Origin of the sequence: Actinopolyspora mzabensis (assembly GCF_900101095.1) — a bacterium.
GTDB lineage: Bacteria > Actinomycetota > Actinomycetes > Mycobacteriales > Pseudonocardiaceae > Actinopolyspora > Actinopolyspora mzabensis.
On the sequence record NZ_FNFM01000004.1, the window covers coordinates 257,535 to 276,606 of the forward strand.

Annotated in this window: 17 protein-coding genes; 7 read left to right on the forward strand and 10 right to left on the reverse strand. The window is 66.6% G+C overall.

Going from position 1 to position 19,072, the window contains the following annotated elements:
* Nucleotides 1-24 precede the first annotated feature (24 nt).
* Together BLR41_RS08320 and BLR41_RS08325 are read left to right on the forward strand one after the other, a co-directional pair.
* Nucleotides 25-258 (forward strand): tautomerase family protein, encoded by a 234-nt coding sequence (locus BLR41_RS08320; RefSeq protein WP_092627411.1) that lies wholly within the window; start codon nt 25-27, stop codon nt 256-258.
* 8 nt (nt 259-266) lie between these two features.
* The gene (locus tag BLR41_RS08325; RefSeq protein ID WP_092627412.1) at nt 267-1,199 is read left to right on the forward strand and encodes a pseudouridine-5'-phosphate glycosidase; all 933 of its coding nucleotides are present in this window, start codon (nt 267-269) and stop codon (nt 1,197-1,199) included.
* Nucleotides 1,200-1,214: 15 nt separating this feature from the next.
* Here BLR41_RS08325 and BLR41_RS08330 read toward each other — a convergent pair whose 3' ends face one another.
* Nucleotides 1,215-1,727, reverse strand: coding sequence for a MarR family winged helix-turn-helix transcriptional regulator (locus BLR41_RS08330; RefSeq protein ID WP_092627413.1), 513 nt, complete (start codon nt 1,725-1,727; stop codon nt 1,215-1,217).
* 88 nt (nt 1,728-1,815) lie between these two features.
* On the opposite strand from BLR41_RS08330, the gene BLR41_RS08335 reads away from it, so the two are divergent.
* Nucleotides 1,816-2,835: an EamA family transporter gene (locus BLR41_RS08335; protein WP_092627584.1), complete on the forward strand. Its 1,020-nt coding sequence runs from the start codon at nt 1,816-1,818 to the stop codon at nt 2,833-2,835.
* A 48-nt stretch (nt 2,836-2,883) separates the two neighbouring features.
* A complete protein-coding gene (locus BLR41_RS08340) occupies nt 2,884-3,765 on the forward strand; it encodes an SDR family oxidoreductase (protein ID WP_092627414.1) in 882 nt (293 codons plus the stop codon).
* 443 nt (nt 3,766-4,208) lie between these two features.
* Here BLR41_RS08340 and BLR41_RS08345 read toward each other — a convergent pair whose 3' ends face one another.
* From BLR41_RS08345 to BLR41_RS08365, 5 genes are all read right to left on the reverse strand, one after another.
* Nucleotides 4,209-4,499, reverse strand: a complete 291-nt coding sequence (locus BLR41_RS08345; RefSeq protein WP_092627415.1) for an HPr family phosphocarrier protein — start codon at nt 4,497-4,499, stop codon at nt 4,209-4,211.
* A gap of 92 nt (nt 4,500-4,591) precedes the next feature.
* Nucleotides 4,592-6,055: a PTS fructose transporter subunit IIC gene (locus BLR41_RS08350; RefSeq protein WP_092627416.1), complete on the reverse strand. Its 1,464-nt coding sequence runs from the start codon at nt 6,053-6,055 to the stop codon at nt 4,592-4,594.
* Complete coding sequence (locus BLR41_RS08355; protein ID WP_092627417.1) at nt 6,052-6,504, reverse strand: PTS sugar transporter subunit IIA; 453 nt, start codon at nt 6,502-6,504, stop codon at nt 6,052-6,054. Before BLR41_RS08355 ends, BLR41_RS08350 begins: the two co-directional genes overlap by 4 nt.
* Entirely contained in the window at nt 6,494-7,462 is a 969-nt protein-coding gene (gene pfkB, locus BLR41_RS08360) for a 1-phosphofructokinase (protein WP_092627418.1), read from the reverse strand. The genes BLR41_RS08355 and pfkB overlap by 11 nt, the downstream gene beginning before the upstream one ends.
* Nucleotides 7,459-8,220 carry a DeoR/GlpR family DNA-binding transcription regulator gene (locus BLR41_RS08365; RefSeq protein ID WP_092627419.1) on the reverse strand — a complete coding sequence of 254 codons (762 nt, stop codon included), beginning with the start codon at nt 8,218-8,220 and terminating at the stop codon, nt 7,459-7,461. The genes pfkB and BLR41_RS08365 overlap by 4 nt, the downstream gene beginning before the upstream one ends.
* 647 nt (nt 8,221-8,867) lie before the next feature.
* Between BLR41_RS08365 and BLR41_RS08375 the strand changes: the two genes are divergently transcribed.
* The 3 genes from BLR41_RS08375 to BLR41_RS08385 all read left to right on the forward strand — a co-directional run bounded on the left by BLR41_RS08375 (nt 8,868) and on the right by BLR41_RS08385 (nt 12,541).
* A complete protein-coding gene (locus tag BLR41_RS08375; protein WP_092627585.1) occupies nt 8,868-11,387 on the forward strand; it encodes a DEAD/DEAH box helicase in 2,520 nt (839 codons plus the stop codon).
* A gap of 168 nt (nt 11,388-11,555) precedes the next feature.
* Entirely contained in the window at nt 11,556-11,975 is a 420-nt protein-coding gene (locus tag BLR41_RS08380) for an organic hydroperoxide resistance protein (protein WP_092627420.1), read from the forward strand.
* Nucleotides 11,976-12,193: 218 nt separating this feature from the next.
* The gene (locus tag BLR41_RS08385) at nt 12,194-12,541 is read left to right on the forward strand and encodes an ArsR/SmtB family transcription factor (RefSeq protein ID WP_092627421.1); all 348 of its coding nucleotides are present in this window, start codon (nt 12,194-12,196) and stop codon (nt 12,539-12,541) included.
* A gap of 81 nt (nt 12,542-12,622) precedes the next feature.
* Here the strand turns inward: BLR41_RS08385 and BLR41_RS08390 are convergent, their stop codons facing one another.
* The 4 genes from BLR41_RS08390 to BLR41_RS08405 all read right to left on the reverse strand — a co-directional run bounded on the left by BLR41_RS08390 (nt 12,623) and on the right by BLR41_RS08405 (nt 18,961).
* Nucleotides 12,623-14,320: a formate--tetrahydrofolate ligase gene (locus tag BLR41_RS08390; protein WP_092627422.1), complete on the reverse strand. Its 1,698-nt coding sequence runs from the start codon at nt 14,318-14,320 to the stop codon at nt 12,623-12,625.
* Nucleotides 14,317-15,162 carry a methylenetetrahydrofolate reductase gene (locus BLR41_RS08395; protein WP_092627423.1) on the reverse strand — a complete coding sequence of 282 codons (846 nt, stop codon included), beginning with the start codon at nt 15,160-15,162 and terminating at the stop codon, nt 14,317-14,319. Before BLR41_RS08395 ends, BLR41_RS08390 begins: the two co-directional genes overlap by 4 nt.
* On the reverse strand, nt 15,159-16,370 hold the full coding sequence (locus BLR41_RS08400; protein WP_092627424.1) for a glycine cleavage T C-terminal barrel domain-containing protein: 1,212 nt from the start codon (nt 16,368-16,370) through the stop codon (nt 15,159-15,161). The genes BLR41_RS08395 and BLR41_RS08400 overlap by 4 nt, the downstream gene beginning before the upstream one ends.
* A gap of 98 nt (nt 16,371-16,468) precedes the next feature.
* Nucleotides 16,469-18,961, reverse strand: coding sequence for a GcvT family protein (locus BLR41_RS08405; RefSeq protein WP_092627425.1), 2,493 nt, complete (start codon nt 18,959-18,961; stop codon nt 16,469-16,471).
* Nucleotides 18,962-19,072: the final 111 nt, after the last annotated feature.

Consider the following 19,072-nt stretch of genomic DNA (forward strand, 5'->3'; position numbering starts at 1 on the left):
GGAGAGCAGACGAAGGAGTTTTCCATGCCACACGTCACCATCAAGCACTTCCCACGGAACTTCACGCACCAAGAGCAGCAGCGGTTGGCCGCGGAGATCACCGCACTGGTCCTGGAGAACTTCGACACCCACGGAGACGCCGTATCGATCGCGCTGGAGCCGGTGGAAAAGCCCGAGTGGCACGAGAAGGTCGTCGTCCCCGAAGTCACGGAACGCGCGGAACTGTTGATCAAAGCGCCGAACTACCGGAAACAGTGAGGTGAACCGTGCACGCGTACAACAGTGTTCCGCTGATTGTCAGCGAAGAAGTCTCCGACGCCCTCGCCTCCGGCGATCCGGTCGTGGCGCTGGAGTCGAACGTCATCACACACGGCTTGCCCTACCCGGACAACGCGGCTACCGCTCGGAAGGTGGAGCAGGCCGTCCGGTCCGGGGGAGCCACCCCCGCGACGATCTGTATCGAGGACGGTGCCATCCGGGTCGGTATGACCGAGTCGGACATCGAGCGTTTCGCCGTCACGCCGGGAATCCCGAAAGTGAGCAGTCGGGACATGTCGGTGGTGCTGGCCCAGGGGTACAGCGGGGCCACCACCGTTGCCTCCTCGGTGGTGGCCGCGGACTTGGCGGGCATACCGTTCTTCTCCTCGGCAGGCATCGGCGGGGTGCATCGGGGAGCCCAGGAGACGATGGACATCTCTTCGGATCTGATCCAGTTCACCCGCTCCCGGGTCGCCGTGGTCTGCGCCGGGGCGAAGATGATCCTGGATCTCGGTCTGACGATGGAGCACTTGGAGACGCACTGTGTGCCGGTGGTTTCCTACCGCTCGGACGACTTTCCAGCCTTCTACTGCGTCACTTCGGGATTTGCCAGTCCACACCGGATGGACGACGAGCGGCTCTTGGCCAGAGCCGTCGAGAACCACTGGGCACTCGGGAACCGTTCCTCGTTCCTGATCACCACTCCCGTCCCGGAACGGGAAGCCATCGACAGCGGTGAGGTCGACCGGACGATTCGGGAGGCCACGGTAGCGGCCGAGAAGGACGGGGTGAGTGGCCAAGCGATCACGAAGTACCTGATGCGGGCCGTTGATGCGGCGACCGAGGGACGCTCGGCACGGGCGAACACGGCAGTGCTCGTTTCCTGCGCCGAGGTGGCGGGGCGGCTGGCCGCGGTTCATGCCGGCGAGGTTGTCCGATGATCCGTCGGTGCGACCTCAGTGGCCCGTCTCGTTCGGGGCGGTGTCGCCGAGGCTGATGAGGAGTTTGCGCAGCAGTTCGGTGAGGTCTCCCTGCTCGTGCGGATCGAGTCCGGCTAGCGCTCGTGTCTCGTGCTCGACGTGGTCGCCCACTGCCGCGTCCACAACTCGGTAACCGTGTTCGGTGAGTGTGATCAGCACGCTGCGCCGGTTACCGGGGTCCGTTTCGCGGGTCACCAGTTCCTTGGCCGCCAGCCGGTCGATGCGGTTGGTGATGGCTCCGGAGGTGACCATGGAGGCTTCGACGAGGGCGCTCGCGGTCAGTTGATACGGGGAGCCGGAGCGGCGGAGTGTGGCCAGGATGTCGAATTCCCAGGATTGCAGGTCGTGGGCGGCGTAGTTCTCGCGCAGGGTGCGTTCGAGCAGTTGGGAAGCTCGCTTGACGCGTCCCACCACGCCCATCGGTGCGGGATCGATGTCCGGTCGTTCGGTACTCCACTGTTCCAGCAGTCGGTCCACGCTGTCCCTCACTGATCTCCTTAATGTTGAAGTATTTGACCCATACTATCAGACGAGTTACTCTATTGAACGTTGATTAGTTTAACGTTGAGGTGAAATGATGACCTGGATCTCTGCAGCCGGAAGTTCCGCCGCGGGCGGATCCCCGGCACGAACCTGGAGTCTGACCGGTCTCGCCGCGCTGGCACCGGCGACGTGGGGCACCACTTACCTGGTGACCACCGAGTTCCTACCGCCGGACCGCCCGATACTTTCCGGTGCGATCCGGGCGCTGCCCGCTGGGCTGATCGTGCTCGCGATGACCCGGACACTGCCGCGGGGAAGCTGGTGGTGGCGTGCGGCTTTGTTGGGCACTCTCAACATCGGAGCCTTCTTCGCGCTGTTGTTCGTCGCCGCTTACCGATTGCCCGGGGGTGTCGCGGCCACCCTCAGCGCGGTGCAGCCGTTGTTGGTGGCGGGGTTGGCGTTCGGGTTGCTCGGGGAGCGGCCGACGCGTTGGCGGCTGGGCTGGGGAGTGGCCGGAGTGGTCGGGGTGGCCATGATGGTGCTTCAGGGCGAGCTCGGCTTCGATCCGATCGGGCTCGTGGCAGGACTCGCCGGTGCCGGGGCGATGTCGGCCGGGGTTGTGCTGACCAAGCGGTGGGGCCGTCCCGAGGGAGTGAGCCTGTTGACGTTCACCGGCTGGCAGTTGACCGCGGGTGGTCTCCTGCTCGCGCCGCTGGCTCTGGCTTTCGAGGGGATGCCCCCACCACTCGATCTTTCCGCGGTCGCCGGATACCTCTGGCTCGGCGGTGTCGGCACCCTGCTGGCCTACATGCTGTGGTTTCAGGGGGTGGCTCGGCTGCCCGTCGCGGCCGTGTCATTCCTCGGGCTGCTCTCCCCGGCCGTGGCCACGATCCTGGGGTGGTTGGTCCTGAACGAAACCCTGACCGCCGTCCAGACCATCGGTTTCGTGCTCGCCCTGCTCTCGATCGCGGCAGCACAGCTCAGTCCGCCCGCCTTCGGCAAGTCGAACCGATCGAAATCGCCGTCCCCGTCGGGAGAACCGGCACCGCAAGCCGCCGTGGTGGAGGAGTCCGAAGGTTCCCGACCCGCACCTGCGGCGACAGCCCACCGGTAGTGGCGGCCCAAAACGACACGAAATCATTCTCGGGAAAGGAAGAAAACGTTGAGTCGAACCCTGTTGATCACCGGAGCCACCGGAACTGTGTCCAGTGCCCTGTTGCAGGCCCTGCGGGATTCCGATCTCGAACCACGGGCGTTGGTCCGTGACAAGGCGAAGGCCGAGCGGTTCGAGGCACGGGGCGTACGGGCCGTTGTCGGCGACCTCGACGACGCCCGGTCGCTGCCCTCGGCCTTCGAGGGCGTGCAGGACCTGTGGCTGCTGACTCCGAACAGTCCCCGGGCGCCCGAGAACAACATGAACGCCGTCTGGGCCGCACGTCGAGCGGGCGTGGAACGGGTGGTTCGCCTGTCGGCGGTCGGTGCGGCCCATGACGCACCGACCCGCAGTGGACGGTTGCACGCACTGTCCGATCGCGAGACCGAACGGTCCGGCATGTACTGGACGATCCTGCGCCCCCACTGGTTCATGCAGAATCTGCTCAACGAGGCGGGTGATATCGCGGCCGAGGGAACGTTCTCGCTCAACATGGGACAGGGACGGCTGGGGATGATCGACGTGCGCGACATCGCCGAGTTCGCCGCGCGGGTGCTCACCACGGAACCGGAGCGCCATCACGGCAAGACCTACACCCCGACCGGACCGCGGTCGCTCTCCTTCACGGAGGTGGCCGAACAGCTCGGTCGAACGCTCGGACGGGAGATCCGCTACGTGCCGACGGCCGACGAAATCGAGCGCAAGACTCTGCTCGACATCGGCGTGCCGGAATGGATGACCGAGATGCTCATCGAGTACGGGCAGGCCTACGCGACCGGCTGGGGCGACTTCACGACTAGCGATTTCCGGAACGTCGTGGGCCACGAGCCCCGAGGCCTCGCCGACTTCGCACACGACCACGCCGACAGCTTCGCCCCCGCACACCGATAACCGTGCCGGACGCGGCACCTGTCACCTGGCCGTTGAACTCTTGCGAGCACGAGCACGAACACGCCAGGGCCCGGTGACGGCGTCGACCGCCCGAAGTAGTGGGAGGCGTGTCCAGCGTCCGGCCCGGTTCGGTCGCACCGTGTCCGGTTCATCGGGATAGCGGTATACCAGCTCGTTCCGCGGCGGTGGGTAACCTTCCGTCCTACAGACCGCTTGGCTGATGTATTGGACCCCGCTACCTTCCCGCCGGTGCCGGGATGCGGCTGTCGTGGGTGACGAGCCCGTTTCGAGCGCAGACGCGGATGGTCGGGGAAGACGTGGGTGGTCAACCGGCGATTCGGTCTCCTCTCGGGAGAGTGTGCGATGTCGGGGCTTCCCCGGGCGAGAGCTCGCGGGAGGCCCCGCCGAGCGCGTGCGGGAAGGACCGAGTCGACGCAGTTCTGTCAGGTGGTGGGCTCCCCGTCGAGGTCGCGGGTCAGCAGTTCCACCAGTTCGTCGAGCACCGTTTCGGCACCGTCGCCCTCGGCCGCCAGTTCGACCTCGTCGCCGTGCTCGGCCCCGAGCGTCATGAGTTCCAGCACGCTCGCGGCATCCACCGGTCTGCCCGGAGTGCCGTCGGTGACCTTGGCGATGGTCACCGGCAGCGGTTGTGCGGCCGCGTTCGTCGCCAGCAGTCCCGCGGGACGGGCGTGTAAGCCGACCTTCGAGACGATCGTCACGCGACGCTGGTGCATTCCTGTGCTCCTCTCCCTATGATATTTGGTCGTCCGGTCGCTCCGACCAGCGCTGAACCGACGCTCCCGCCGGGTCCGTTTCACCGCCGGCTTCAGGCGGCAACGGCCCTTTCGGTCTCCGAGATCTGTTCCGCCGCGGCGGGCCCGCGGCCGACGAACGACTTGGTGGCGAGCACGACGGCTGCGGCCACCAGCACCCCCGTCAAGATCGCGAGCAAGTACAGCAACGGACTTCCGACCAGCGGCAGCACGAACAGTCCACCGTGCGGGGCACGCAGCGTCGCCCCGAACAGCATGGACAGCGCACCCGCGCTCGCCGAGCCGAGGATCATCGACGGGATAACCCGGAACGGGTCCGAAGCGGCGAACGGAATCGCCCCTTCGGTGATGAACGAGGCTCCCAGTAGCCAGGCGGGACGTGAGCTCTCCCGCTCGCCGGGGGAGAACGACCTGGCGTGAACGGTCGCGGCCAGCGCCATCGCCAACGGTGGCACCATTCCCGCGGCCATCACGGCGGCCATGATCTCCAGCGCCGTCTCGCTGCCGGTGGTCAGCCCTCCGACAGCGAAGGTGTAGGCGACCTTGTTGACGGGGCCCCCGAGGTCGAAAGCGATCATTCCGCCGAGCACCGCGCCCAGCAGCATCGCGTTCGCGCCGCTGAGCCCGTTGAGCCACGCCGTGAGAGCGGTCATCGCGGCAGCGATGGGTTTGCCCAGCACCACGAACATCAGGGTGCCGACCACCATCGAGCCGAACAGGGGGATCACGACCACCGGCATGATGCCCGCGACGGCCGAGGGGACTCTGACCCGGCGCAGCCCGAGGACGACTCCACCCGCCAGCAGCCCCGCGATCAGGCCGCCGAGGAACCCCGCTCCGACCGCGACGGCCGCTGCGCCGCCCACGAAACCGGGAACCAGTGCGGGGCGTTCGGCCATCGCGAACGCGATGAAACCGGCGAGCACCGGGACGAGGAACTCGAAAGCAGCCGTGCCGATCTGGTTCGCCAACGCGGCCCAACTGGTCAGACTCGCCGGATCGAACCGCTCGGTGACATCCGGTGCTTCGGTGATCTGGTAACCGCCCAACGCGAAGCTCAGCGCGATCAACAGTCCACCGGCGGCGACGAACGGGATCACGTAACTGACCCCGGTCATCAACCACTGGCGAAGCCGTACGGCCGCCGAGGCGTTCGCGGTGACCTTGGTGGCCGGTTCCGAGCTCGGGCCTTCCGAGCCTGAGCCGACCCGCATCGGCTCGGCCGTCGCCGCGCGTTCCAGCAGGGAAGCGGCGCTGTCGACGGCCTGCTTCACACTCGCCTCGACTACGGGCTTGCCCGCGAACCTGTCTCGGTCGGTTACCCCGACGTCGGCAGCGAGGATCACGGCGTCGGCCGCATTTATGTCCTGTTCGGACAACGGATCGGAGCCGGCCGCTCCCTGCGTCTCGACGCTGAGCTCGTCACCCCGGTTACGGGCGGCCTGTTCCAGCGCCTCGGCAGCCATGTAGGTGTGCGCTATGCCGGTGGGGCACGCGGTCACGGCGACGAACTTCAAGGTTTGACCTCCTCACGCACGTAGGAAGCGACCACGGCCGGCTCGTCCGCGTCGAGCAGGGTTCGTTTGAATTCTTCCCGCATCAGTCGACGTGCCAGCGAGGCCAGCACCGCCAGGTGGTCCGAATCCCCGCCTTCCGGCGCGGCTATCAGAAAGATCAGATTCGCCGGACCGTCCTCGGCGCCGAAATCGATCCCCGATGTGCTGCGCCCGAACGCCAGGCTCGGAGCGGTCACGGCGGCCGAGCGGCAGTGCGGGATGCCGATGCCGCCCCGCATGCCGGTGGCCATCTGTTGTTCGCGGGTCTCGACATCCTCGAGGAAACGTTCGATGTCGGTGACACGTTCGGCGTCGACCAGCCGGTTGGCCAACGAGCGGACCGCGGCGCGCCGATCCGCGTCGGGCAGGTCCAAATCGACCAGTTCGGTGGTGATCAGTTCACTGCTCATTCTTCGACTCCGTTACGGCGACATGGGGGTCGAGCCGACCCGATTCGTCGATTTCGGTGATCCGCACCTGTTCGATCCGCAGGTCTTTCGGCGTGGGCATTCGGCTCCCCGGCAGTTCCACGGCTGCCGAGCCGTAAGCCACGGCGGAGCGCAGGGCTTCCGGTCCGTCTCCGCCCGCGAGTAGATACCCGGCCAGCGCGGCATCGCCCGCGCCGACCGTGCTGCGCACCCTTCGGGCGTTGCTCGTGCCGAACCAGGCCGATTCGTCCCCGACGAGCAGCGCGCCGTGCTCACCGAGGGTGACCAGCACGGAGCCGGTTCCCTCGGAGCGAACCGCTCGTGCGGTGGCGGCCACTTCGGCGAGGTTCTCGGGCCGGTGGCCGGTGAGTTCGGTCAGCTCCGCCAAGTTGGGTGCGAGCAGATCGGGACCTGCCACGCACGCCTCGGCCAACGCGGCACCCGAGGAGTCCACCGCGACCTTCGCGCCGGCCGCGCGGGCGGTGCGTACCAGACCGGCGTAGTAGTCGTCGGGGCAACCGTGCGGCAGGCTCCCGCTCGCCACCACCCATCGCGCTCGCGTGGCCACCTCACCCAACCGGGTGCGCAACGCTTCCAGCTCGCCGGTGGTCAACGCGTTTCCGGGTTCGTTGATCTTGGTAGTGGTCCCGTCGGCCTCCACCAGGGTGAGGTTGCTGCGGGTGGCCGCCTCCACGGGCACCTCGACGACGGAGACGGCCTCCGGTGCGAGCAGCTCGGCGAGACTGCTTCCCTCGACCCCTCCGGTCGGCAGTACTGCCACCGCGCTGTGCTCGGCCGCGGTCAACACGCGGGCGACGTTGACTCCTTTGCCGCCGGGGTCCACGTGTACTCCACCGGCGCGGTGCACCTCCCCCCGAGCGAGACGATCGAGCAGCACGCTGCGATCCAGACTGGGGTTCGGGGTGACGGTGACGATCATGTCAGTACCACCTCCGTTCCGCACTCACGCAGCTCGGAGACCGCCGCCTCGTGCAAACCACTGTTGGTGATCAGCACGTCGAGATCGGATATCTCGGCGAAACGGCTGAAATGGTCGCGGCCGTACTTGGTGTTGTCGGCCAGCAGGACTCGTTCACGGCAGGACCGCACCATCGCCGATTTCACCGCGCTTTCCGCGCTGTCCGGGGTGGTACAGCCCCGTTCGGCCGAGAAACCGTTCGTGCCTAGCAGACCGACATCGACGGTCAGACCGTCCAGCACGCTCAGTGCCCAGGACTCGACCGCGGCCAGCGTCGTGCCTCGCACTCGACCGCCGAGCAGGTGCACGTCGAGGTTGCCCCGGTTGGCCAACTGGTTGGCCACCGGAAGGGAGTTGGTGACCACCGTCAGTTCGTGCTCGGTGGGTAGCAGGCCCGCGACTCGGCTCGTCGTGGTTCCCGCGTCCAACAGCAGCGTTCCCCTCGCCGGCACCACCTCCAGCGCGGCACGGGCCACGCGGTCCTTCTCCGCGGCGGCTGTCTGGTCGCGCTGGGAGACACCGGGTTCGAAGTCGAGCCGTTCCTGCGGGATCGCCCCACCGTAGACGCGGCGCAGCAGTCCCTGGCGCTCCAAGGTGCCGAGATCGCGCCGAATGGTCTCCGGTGCTACCTCGAGCTCCGCGGAGGCCTCCGCGACGTCGATACGACCGTCGTGGCGTGCCCGCTGCAACAGCACCTGCCGACGCTCCGCCCCGTACATGCCCGTTGTCCTCCGTTCTGATTTTTGTTGCTGACTGATTTTGCCCGTTGTTGTTGTGTTGTCAAGGTCACATCCTTTTCTGGATCGATTGGCCGCAGCTTTCCGGAGGTACTGCGCAGGAGAGGCAAAAGCGAAGTCTTGGATCGGGAGCGCCCCCGAAAGGCGTTGTACCGCGCTCGGCCGGTGGCATCCCTGGAACCGACCGAAGCGGGAAGTAGGTCGATCCGCTCCCGAGGCTCGGTGCGTGTGCCGGGATCTTCTGCCCGGCTGGTGGCCGGCCCCACGGCCTCGGCCACGTTGTAGGAGATGGTGGCCACCACCAGTCCGCGCCCCCGTAGGCAGATCGGGTGGTTGGAAACCTTGGAGCGGCTCGGCCCGAGGTGTTCGGCCGGCAGGCCTGGTTGGTGGGTTCCCGTCGGCAATGCCGTCGGGACACGGCAGCGACCCGGATCGGCCCACGTCCGACCCGGGCGTGGCAGCGCTTCCTCGCTGGTTTCACATGGCAGCACCGATGCATTAGTACAGCTAACAGTGAACTTTTTCCCGTGCGGAGCAGTAACACCGAGGAGGGGAGCGAACGACTTCCGGGCACGGTGTTCGACCCCACATGTGTCCCCGGGAGCTGAACCGGGAAGATGGAATCCGAGATGATGCTTACCGACCAGCTTCCCCCGACTCCCGACACCGATCCGGAAACCCTGCTCGACGGGTTCACCAGCTGGACCACCGAACAGGGGTTCGAGCTCTATCCCGCCCAGGAAGAGGCGTTGCTGGAGGTCGTTTCCGGATCCAACGTGATCGTCAGCACCCCGACGGGTTCGGGGAAGAGCCTGATCGCGGTCGGTGCGCACTTCACGGCCCTGGCGAACAAGCAGCGCAGTTTCTACACCGCCCCGATCAAGGCGCTGGTATCGGAGAAGTTCTTCTCGCTGGTGGACCAGTTCGGTGCCGACAACGTCGGGATGCTGACCGGTGACAGCAGTGTCAACCCGGACGCACCGATCATCTGCTGCACCGCCGAGATCCTGGCCAACATCGCGCTGCGCGACGGTGAACGCGCCGAGGTCGGCCAGGTGGTCATGGACGAGTTCCACTTCTACGCCGAACCCCAGCGTGGTTGGGCGTGGCAGGTGCCGATGCTGGAGCTGCCACAGGCACAGTTCGTGCTGATGTCGGCGACCCTCGGTGACGTCACCGGTTTCAAGAAGGACCTCACGCGTCGGACCGGTCGTGAGACCGCCGTCGTCAGTTCCGCCGAGCGTCCGGTGCCACTGACCTTCCGGTACGCGATGACCCCGTTGCACGAGACCATCGAGGAGCTCCTCAACGGCAGGCAGGCCCCGATCTACGTGGTCTACTTCAACCAGGCTTCCGCCGTGGAGCAGGCGCAGGCGTTGGTCAGCATGAACGTGGCCAGCCGTGCCGAACGCGACGCCATAGCCGAAAAACTCGGCGACTTCCGGTTCACCGCCGGATTCGGCAAGACGCTGTCCAGGTTGATTCGGCACGGCATCGGCGTGCACCACGCGGGTATGTTGCCGCGTTACCGCCGTCTGGTCGAACAACTCGCACAGGCGGGGCTGCTCAAGGTCATCTGCGGTACCGACACGCTCGGAGTGGGGATCAACGTCCCGATCCGAACCGTGCTGCTGACCGGGTTGACCAAGTTCGACGGCAGCCGCACCCGCCACCTCAAGGCCAGGGAGTTCCACCAGGTCGCGGGCAGGGCGGGCCGCGCGGGCTACGACACCGACGGTTATGTGGTGGTGCAGGCTCCCGAACACGTCATCGAGAACGAACGCGCTCTGGCCAAGGCCGGCGACGATCCCAAGAAACGCCGCAAGGTCGTCAAGAAGAAGGCACCCGAGGGATTCGTCTCCTGGGGGCAGAAGACCTTCGACAAACTGGTCGAGGCCGAGCCGGAACCGTTGACGTCGAGCTTCAACGTCACCCACGCCATGCTGCTCAACGTGATCAGCCGTCCCGGCGACACCTACGCGGCGATGCGCGAGCTGCTCACCGACAACCACGAGGACCGTCCTGCCCAGCGCAAGCACATGTTGCGGGCCATCTCCATCTACCGTGCACTCGTGGCCGCAGGGGTGGTCGAGCAGTTGGACGAGCCGGACGAGCAGGGCAGGCTGGTCCGGGTCACCATGGATCTGCAGTTCGACTTCGCGCTCAACCAGCCGCTCTCGCCGTTCGCGTTGGCCGCCATCGAACTCCTCGAGCCGGCCTCACCCAGCTACGCGGTCGACGTGCTGTCGATCATCGAGGCCACTCTGGACGATCCACGTCAGGTGCTGGGGGCGCAGCAGGCCAAGGAACGCGGTGAGGCCATCGCGCGGATGAAGGCCGAGGGCATCGAGTACGAGCAGCGTATGGAGATGATCGAGGACATCACCCATCCGCAGCCGCTGGCCGAGATGCTCGAGGCCGCTTACGAGACCTATCGGCAGGGGCATCCCTGGGTTTCCGAGCACGAGCTCTCGCCCAAGTCCGTGGCCAGGGACATGTACGAGCGGGCGATGAACTTCGTGGAGTTCGTCAACCACTACGGGTTGGCGCGTTCGGAAGGGCTGGTGCTGCGCTACCTCGCGGACGTCTACAAGGCGCTGCGGCACACCGTGCCAGACGATGCCAAGAGCGAGGAGCTCGGCGACATCATCGAGTGGCTCGGCGAGCTGGTGCGGCAGGTGGACTCCAGCCTGCTCGACGAGTGGGAACGACTGCGCAATCCGGGTGAGGACGACTCCGGTGCCGAGCCCGTCGATCAGGGGCCCGCCAAGCTCACCGACAACAAACGCGCCTTTCGGGTGCAGGTCCGCAACGCCATGTTCCGGCGTGTGGAGCTGGCGGCGCGGGAGCGGTTCGACGAACTCGGCGAACTCGACGGGGAGGAAGGCTGGACGGCCGAGGACTGGCAGGCCGCGCTGGACGAGTACTTCGCCGAACACGGCGAGCTCGGTACCGACGCCGACGCTCGTGGTCCGAGCCTGTTCATGGTCACCGAGGAGTCCCAGCGGTGGTTGGTTCGCCAGGTCTTCAGTGATCCGGAGGGCAACAACGACTGGGGGATCAGCGCCGAGATCGATCTGCCCGCCTCCGACGAGGCGGGCGTCGCGGTGGTCCGGGTCACGGACGTGGGCCGGTTCGACCAGTACTGATCGAGTTCCGGGGTGGCCGCACCCCGGTCCTCCCGTTCCACGTCCAGGTTCGGGGCGGGCGACATACCCAATTAGGTTGTGCGCAATTTAGTTTTACGCTATTTTTTGGGGGTGGTCGCGGCATGCGGCCTTATCCGCGCCAACCGATCGGTGACTGGGAGAGTGACGATGACGGCGTTGTACACGGCAGAGGCCACGGCCAGCGGCGAAGGACGGGACGGGCGTACCCGCTCCTCGGACGGTGTGCTCGACCTCGAGCTGTCCGTGCCCAAGGAACTCGGCGGTCCGGGTGGAGAGGCAACCAACCCGGAACAGCTCTTCGCGGCCGGATACGCGGCCTGCTTCCACAGTGCGCTGCGGGTGGTGGCCCGGCGTGCCGGAGTGAGTGCGGACGACTCCACCGTCACCGCGCGAGTCGGAATGGGACCGGACGGCAACGGTGGATACGGGCTGAGCCTCTCGCTGCGTGTCGGGCTTCCCGGGCTCGATCGGCAGCGGGCGCTCGAACTCGCCGAAGCGGCCGACGGGGTCTGCCCGTACTCCAACGCGGTGCGCGGCAACGTCGAAATCGAGCTCGAAGTCGAGTGATCACCTCGGTGCGCGAACCGGTCGCGGTGTGAGTGAGATCGCTGTTTTGATTTCGCCCGTTCGTCCCGGTTCCCCGTGCCCGTGACGTATCAGGACGGACCGGACGAGGTGTACCCGCCGTGACCGGGGATTCCGCGATATCGGGACGCCGGGTGCGGCGCTCGGGAATTCCACCACGTTGGCCGATCGTGCACCCGAGCCCCCGATAGACTGCCCGCATGGGTCACGGACTCCGCGACGTTCCCACTCCGATCGCAAGACTGAATCAGAACTCGGCCGCCACTGTCGCCGAGACGTTGCAGGCGCTGGCCACCCCGTCCCGCCTGCTGATTCTGAGCGAGTTGCGGCAGGGAGCGCGGTCGGTGAATCAACTGGCGGAAGCGGTGGGAATGGGGCAGTCCGCGGTGTCGCACCAGCTGCGGGTGTTGCGGTCCCTCTGGTTGGTCAAGGGTGACCGTGCGGGCAGGGCGGTGGTGTACTCGCTCTACGACTCGCACGTCGCGCAGTTCTTCGACGAAGCGGTCAATCGGGTCGAACACCTGCACCCCGCCTCGCTGGAACGCTAGGATTCCCTCGAAACTCGAGCGGCTGAGAGTCGAGTCGCCGCCGGAACGGCGACGACTCGACGGGGGACCGGTGGATCCCGTTCAACTCAGTCCGACGACCTCGCCGTGGTCGTCGATGTCGATCCGTTCCGCGGCGGGTCGGGAACTCAGTCCCGGCATGGTGCGGATGTCACCACAGATGGGGTAGACGAATCCGGCACCCACCGAGGCCCGGATCTCACGCACCGGCAGCGTCCATCCCGTTGGAGCCCCCAACAGACTCGGATCGGAACTCAGCGACAGGTGCGTCTTGGCGATGCACACCGGCAGCGAATCGAACCCGTTGGCCGTGTAACTGCGCAACGCCCGTTCCGCCGCGGGGGTGTACGAAACCCCGTCGGCACCGTAGACCCTGGTTGCGACTGTCTCGATCTTGGTGCGCAGCTCCGCGGAGTCGGGGTAGAGCAGTTCGAACCGGCTGGGTTCCTCGGCGGCCTCACTGACGGCCTCGGCCAGTTCCACCGCCCCTTTGCCCCCGTCGGTGAAATGGGTGCTGATGGCCACGCGGGCCCCCGCGTTCTCGGCCACCTCACGGATCGCCTGATGCTCACTGGGGTGGTCGGTGGGGAACGCGTTCACGGCCACCACGGGTGAAACACCGTGCATGCGCAGGTTGTCGATCTGCTTGCGGAGGTTGTCGGCCCCCGCCAGCACGTCCTCCGGATTCTCGTCGAGCATCTCCTTCGGAAGATCCTTGCCCGCCACCACGCGGAACCGCCCGGAGTGCGCCTTCAGTGCCCGAACGGTGGCCACCAGCACCGCCGCGTCCGGACGCAACCCGGATGCCCGGCACTTGATGTTGAAGAACCGTTCGGCTCCCATGTCGGCACCGAAACCGGCCTCGGTGACCACGTAGTCGGCGCACCTGCTGGCGATGCGGTCGGCCACGATCGAGGAGTTGCCGTGCGCGATGTTGCCGAACGGACCCGCGTGCACCAGCACCGGGGTGTTCTCGACGGTCTGCATCAGGTTGGGCTTGATCGCCTCCCGCATGATCACCGTCATCGCACCGGCGGCACCCAGTTGCTCTGCCGTGACCGGCTGCCCCTGATGGGTGTAGCCCACGACGACGCGCCCCAACCGTTCACGCATGTCCTGCAGCGAGTTGGACAGTGCCAGCACCGCCATCACCTCGCTGGCCGCGGTGATGTCGAAACCCGTCTGGTGCGGAGTGCCGTCGGCACTGCCGCCCAGGCCGGTCACCACGTTGCGCAACTCCCGGTCGTTGATGTCGACCACTCGCCGCCAGGTGACCCGGTGGGGATCCAGCCCGAGCTCGTTGCCCTTGTGGAGGTGGTTGTCCACCATCGCCGCCAGCATGTTGTTGGCGGCCGTGACGGCGTGCATGTCGCCGGTCAGGTGCAGGTTCAGCGCCTCCATGGGCACCACCTGGCTGTATCCACCACCCGCCGCGCCGCCCTTGATGCCGAACGTGGGCCCCATGGATGGTTGTCGGATCGCGATCGCCGATCGCTTTCCCAAGTGGTGCAGTGCCTGGCCGAGCCCGACCGTGGTGGTGGTCTTGCCCTCGCCGAGCGGAGTCGGTGTGATGGCCGACACCAGAACGTACTTGGCCCGACTCTGTTCACCGAGCTCGTCGAGGGCGCTCAGGGATACCTTGGCGACGTCCCTGCCGTAGGGCTCCAGCAGGTGGGGAGCCAGTCCCAGATCCGCGGCGACCTCCTCCAGCGGTTTGCGTGGCGAGGACCGCGATATGTCCAGATCGGACGGCATGTTCATGCGGGCACCTCCTGCAGCCGGTCGGCCATCTCGATGGCCCATTGCCGGGTCTTGCCGATCTCGTTGAAGGTGAACAGGTGCCAACCCGCGATGTTGTAGGCCGGATCCACGAGATAGGGCGACAACTCGTCGAACACGTTCTCCGGGGTGTAACGGGTCAGCAGTTTGGTCACCACGCCGTGCTGTTTCCGCAGGAAACGCATGGACTGGCCCAGCCCGATCTTCATCGAGATCCGCAGCAGCTTGCTCGGGTCGATCGATCCCGGCGCGCCGATGTAGACCGGCAGTTCGACGCCCCTGGCTCGCATGCTCTTGACCCAGGAGGCGATCGTGTTCGGGTCGTAGCAGATCTGCGAGACGATGTAGTCGGCGTAACGTGCCTTCTCGTCGGTGGCCTGGATGGTCATACGATCCGGGATGAAGGCGTGCTGCTCCGGATACCCGGTTATCCCGAGCCGATGCGGCCTGGTGCCGATCTCCTCCATGCCCCGCAGTAACGACAGGGCGTCGGTGAACCTGCCCGCCGGACGTTCGGCGTCCCCGGCGATCACGAACACCTCGGTGAGACCGAGGTCGCTCACCCGGGCGAGCAGATCGCTCAGATGAGCCGAGTCCCGGACCAGGCGTGCCGCCAGGTGGGGGATCACGTGCATGCCCTCGTGGTGCAGCCGTGCCGCGGTGTCCAGAGTGGCTTCGGTCCCCTTGGCGGGGGAGGACGTCACGGTGACCGTGGTTCCGGCGGGCAGTTCCCGCACCTGCTCGACGACCCCCCGCAGCGGCAGAACCTCGTAACGGGCGTTGCGGAGGTAACGCTGTAGCTGTTGTTGCGCGTTCGTGGTCATTTCGACACCGCCGCTTCTTCCTGCCGTTCGAACTGCTTGGGGATCTGCTTCTTCGGGTCGAGGAACGGCTTTTCCACCACCTCGGCCTCCTGCGGGCCGTGCTGGGTCTCCACCACCAGGGGCGTTCCCACCTCGTGGTAGCTGATCGGCACCATCGCGTAACCGATGTTGCGGTCCAGCCTCGGCGAGTGGCAGGCGGAGGTGACGTCTCCGATACGCAGTCCGTTGGGATCCCGCACCGGGAAGGTGTCGATCATCGAACCGTCGTTGAAGCTGCCCACTTCGGGGCCACCCATGGCCACACCCACCAGCTTGCGGGTGATCCCCTCGTTGTAGATCCGGGTCAGCGCGGATTTCCCGATGAAGTCCGCCTCCTGGTTGAGATCGACCATCCAGGTCGCCTCGAACCCGTAACCGACCTCGAACGGATTCGTGTCGTAGGTGATGTCGCAGCCCCAGGAAAGGATGCCCGCCTCGATCCGCCGGATGTGGCAGGGACCGATCACCCGCATGTCGTAGGGTCGACCGGCCTCCCAGATCTTCTCCCAGAGGCGCACACCGTCCTGGCTGGCGTTGTGCAGGTAGATCTCGTAGCCGAGCTCGGCGGTGTAGCCGGTACGCGAGACGATCACGTCCATGCCGTCCAGCTGCCTGTCGACGGCGTAGTAGTACGGGATCTCCTGGATGGACTCCCCGAACAGGTCCACCATGACGTCGCGGGACTTCGGTCCCTGCACCTGGACCGGACCCACGTCGGGTTCGCGGATCTGAACGTTCATCCCCAGGCTGTAGGCGAGCCCCTTGGCCCACAGCAGCACGTCGCTGTCGGCCAACGACAGCCAGAAGTGGTTCTCCCCGAGGCGCAGCAGCACGGGATCGTTGATGATGCCGCCGTCCTCCGCGGTGATGAACACGTACTTGCACTGCCCGACCCGGCACTTGTTCAGATCACGGGGGACCAGCATGTTGGTGAACTCGAAGGCGTCCGGGCCGGTGATCTCCACCTGACGCTCGACACCGACGTCCCACAGCGTCACACCGTTGAGCAGGTGCCAGTACTCGGCTACCGGGTCACCGTAGTGCCTGGCGTGATAGGTGTGGTTGTACACGCTGTACATCCCCACCCCGTGCCTGCGCGAAGCGTAGAAGAAGGGGGACTTGCGGAGACGGGGGTACTGCAGGATCGCGGGTGTCGGGTTGATGCTCATGGGGGACTCCTATGGGGTTGATGGGGCGATTTCGCCGGGCCGTCCACCGCGCTGCGGTCGACGGCCCGGTTGTCGGGGGGATGGAGATCGATGCGCTCTCAGCAGCGCATTCGTTTCATCTCGGGGTCGAACACCGGATCGGACATCACCGTGGCGGGATGCCGTTCTCCGAAGTAGGCCACCTCGACGGAGGTGCCCGCTTCGGACAGTTCCGAGGGCAACCACGCGTAGGCGAGGCTGAGGCCGAGGCTGTGGCCGTAGCCCGTACTCGTGGTGAAACCGTGGGCTTGTCGGTCCCGGGAACCGACGAAGACCGGCTCGGAACCCATCACTACCGTGCCGTCGTCGATCGACAGGCAGCACAACTTTCGTCGTATCGGGGACTCGCGGCGGCGAAGCAGCGCGTCACGACCGATGAACCGACCCTTCTCCGGCTTCACGGCGAAGGCCAGTCCCGCCTCGTCGGGGGTGTGCACGCTCCACATGTCACCGCCCCAGGCCCGGTATCCCTTCTCCAGCCTCATGTTGCTGAAAGCACCCCTGCCGCCCGCGATGACGCCGTACTCGGCGCCCGCGCCGGCCAGCAGGTCCCAGAGCCGTAGCCCGAAGTCGGCCGTGGTGTAGAGCTCCCACCCGAGTTCACCGACGTAGGACAGTCGCAGCGCCGTCACCGGAACCTCCCGCACGAACAACCGTTTGGCCCGGAAGAACCGGAACTGCTCGTGCGAGACGTCGGTATCGGTCAGCGACTGCAGCACCGCACGTGCGTACGGCCCCCACAGGCCGATGCAGCACGTGCCACCGGTGATGTCACGTACCGTTGTCGACTCGTCCGCGTGGTCGCGCATCCACGCGATGTCCCGCTGTCCGTTGCAGCCGACCTGGAAGCTGTCCTCCGAAAGCCGCGCCACGGTGACGTCCGAGCGGATACCACCCCTGTGATCGAGCATCAGCGTGTAGGTCACGTAGCCGGGAGCACGGTCCAGTTGATTGGTCGTCAACCGCTGTAGCAGCTCCAGCGCGCCGGGGCCGCTGACCTCCGCGCGACACAGCGAGGTCATGTCGTACATGGCGACCCGTTCCCGGGTGACCTGGTGCTCGGCCGCGATTACCGGGGACCAGTAACGACTGGCCCACCGGCCGGGAGTGGCCGGCTCGCGTTCGGCCACGAGAGGCTCGTTGGCCTCGAACCAGTGCGGCCGTTCCCATCCGCTGGCCTCCAGGAAAACCGCCCCGAGTTCCTGCTGGCGCGGATAGAACGGACTGGTGCGCAGTGGCCTGGGGTGTTCGGGGGGCTGCTGGGGATGGATGATGTCGTAGACCTCGCGGAAGGTCTGCGCGCTGCGCTCGGAGACGTAGCTGTCGCTGTGCGCGAAGTTCTCGAACCGCCGCACGTCCGCCGAGCGCAGGTCGATGCTGGGCTCGCCCTCGGTCATCCACTCGGCCACCGCCAGTCCCACACCGGCGGAGTGCGTGATCCACACCGCCTCGGCCACCCAGAAGTTGTCCACCTCGCGGGTCGGCCCCAGCACCGGAGCACCGTCGGCGGTGAACAGGAAGATCCCGTTCATGCCCTCGGCAACCTCGCTACGCCGCAACGCGGGGATCAAGTCGCGCGCTTCCGCGAACGGCTTGGCGAAGTCCTCGGGTGTGAACGGGTGAACCGAGGACATGCCCTTCCAGCCACCGCCCTCCGGAGGTGCCTCGACGCCGTCTCCCGCGGCCTTGGTCGGGGTCAGCTCGTCGCAGGACACGGGGATCACCCGGTGCTGGTAGGAACCGATTCCGTAGCGGTCGTGGATCTGTCGGAAGTACAGCGAGCTGTCCTGCTGGCGCAGAATGGGTTGTTCGACCTCCTCGTCACCGGAGACCAGTCCTTCGACCGGCTCGGTGACCGCGTACTGATGGGCGACCGGCTGTACCGGGATGGACACGCCCGCCAGCTCGCCGATCCGCGGCCCCCAGATGCCCGCGCAGCACAGCACCCGCTCGGCCGTGACCGTTCCCCGGTCGGTGTGCACCGCGTTCACTCGGCCGTCGGCCGTGTCGAAGCCGGTAACCGCGGTGTGCGCGGCGAACCGGACGCCGAGGCGCTGTGCCTCCCGAGCCATGGACTCGGCGGCGCGCACCGGCTTGGCGATTCCGTCGGTGGGCACGTGGAACCCGCCGTGGATCCGGCTCGGATCCACCTGCGGAATCCGCTCGTGAACCTCTTCCGGCGTGAGCAGCGTGCCTTCCACGCCCCAGGCGGTGGCGAGCCCGTGTTTGCGGTGCAGCTCGTCCCACCGTGCTTGCGAGGTGGCGACCTCGATTCCTCCCACCTGGTGGAAGCAGGGACGGCCGTCCACGCTCGCTGCGGTGAACCGCTCCACCGTGTAGCGCGCGAGCTGGGTCATCGTCTGCGAACCGCTGGTCTGGAAGACGAGTCCCGGCGCGTGCGAGGACGAGCCACCGGTGGCGAAGAGTGGCCCCTGCTCGACCACGAGTACGTCCGTCACCCCGCGTCGGGCGAGGTGGTAGGCGGTACTGCAACCGACGATTCCAGCGCCGATTATCACGATGCGTGCACTCGAATCGAGCACCGAAGCCATTGCCGCCCCCTGCCGAATATCGGGAACCGGTGTTGCGTCTAGAACAACTATCTGCGTCACTCGCAACAGTGCGCCCGATGCTCTACGTGCGTCAAGACACACATTCGGGCG

Excerpts from the sequence above, each read along its gene's own strand:
- BLR41_RS08320 (WP_092627411.1), top strand. The coding sequence starts at position 25 with ATGCCACACGTCACCATCAAGCACTTCCCACGGAACTTCACGCACCAA.
- BLR41_RS08395 (WP_092627423.1), bottom strand. The coding sequence starts at position 15,162 with ATGACCACGAACGCGCAACAACAGCTACAGCGTTACCTCCGCAACGCC.
- BLR41_RS08385 (WP_092627421.1), top strand. The coding sequence starts at position 12,194 with ATGGGTCACGGACTCCGCGACGTTCCCACTCCGATCGCAAGACTGAAT.
- BLR41_RS08400 (WP_092627424.1), bottom strand. The coding sequence starts at position 16,370 with ATGAGCATCAACCCGACACCCGCGATCCTGCAGTACCCCCGTCTCCGC.
- BLR41_RS08380 (WP_092627420.1), top strand. The coding sequence starts at position 11,556 with ATGACGGCGTTGTACACGGCAGAGGCCACGGCCAGCGGCGAAGGACGG.
- BLR41_RS08375 (WP_092627585.1), top strand. The coding sequence starts at position 8,868 with ATGATGCTTACCGACCAGCTTCCCCCGACTCCCGACACCGATCCGGAA.
- BLR41_RS08405 (WP_092627425.1), bottom strand. The coding sequence starts at position 18,961 with ATGGCTTCGGTGCTCGATTCGAGTGCACGCATCGTGATAATCGGCGCT.
- BLR41_RS08365 (WP_092627419.1), bottom strand. The coding sequence starts at position 8,220 with ATGTACGGGGCGGAGCGTCGGCAGGTGCTGTTGCAGCGGGCACGCCAC.
- BLR41_RS08355 (WP_092627417.1), bottom strand. The coding sequence starts at position 6,504 with ATGAGCAGTGAACTGATCACCACCGAACTGGTCGATTTGGACCTGCCC.
- BLR41_RS08390 (WP_092627422.1), bottom strand. The coding sequence starts at position 14,320 with ATGAACATGCCGTCCGATCTGGACATATCGCGGTCCTCGCCACGCAAA.
- BLR41_RS08345 (WP_092627415.1), bottom strand. The coding sequence starts at position 4,499 with ATGCACCAGCGTCGCGTGACGATCGTCTCGAAGGTCGGCTTACACGCC.
- pfkB (WP_092627418.1), bottom strand. The coding sequence starts at position 7,462 with ATGATCGTCACCGTCACCCCGAACCCCAGTCTGGATCGCAGCGTGCTG.
- BLR41_RS08335 (WP_092627584.1), top strand. The coding sequence starts at position 1,816 with ATGACCTGGATCTCTGCAGCCGGAAGTTCCGCCGCGGGCGGATCCCCG.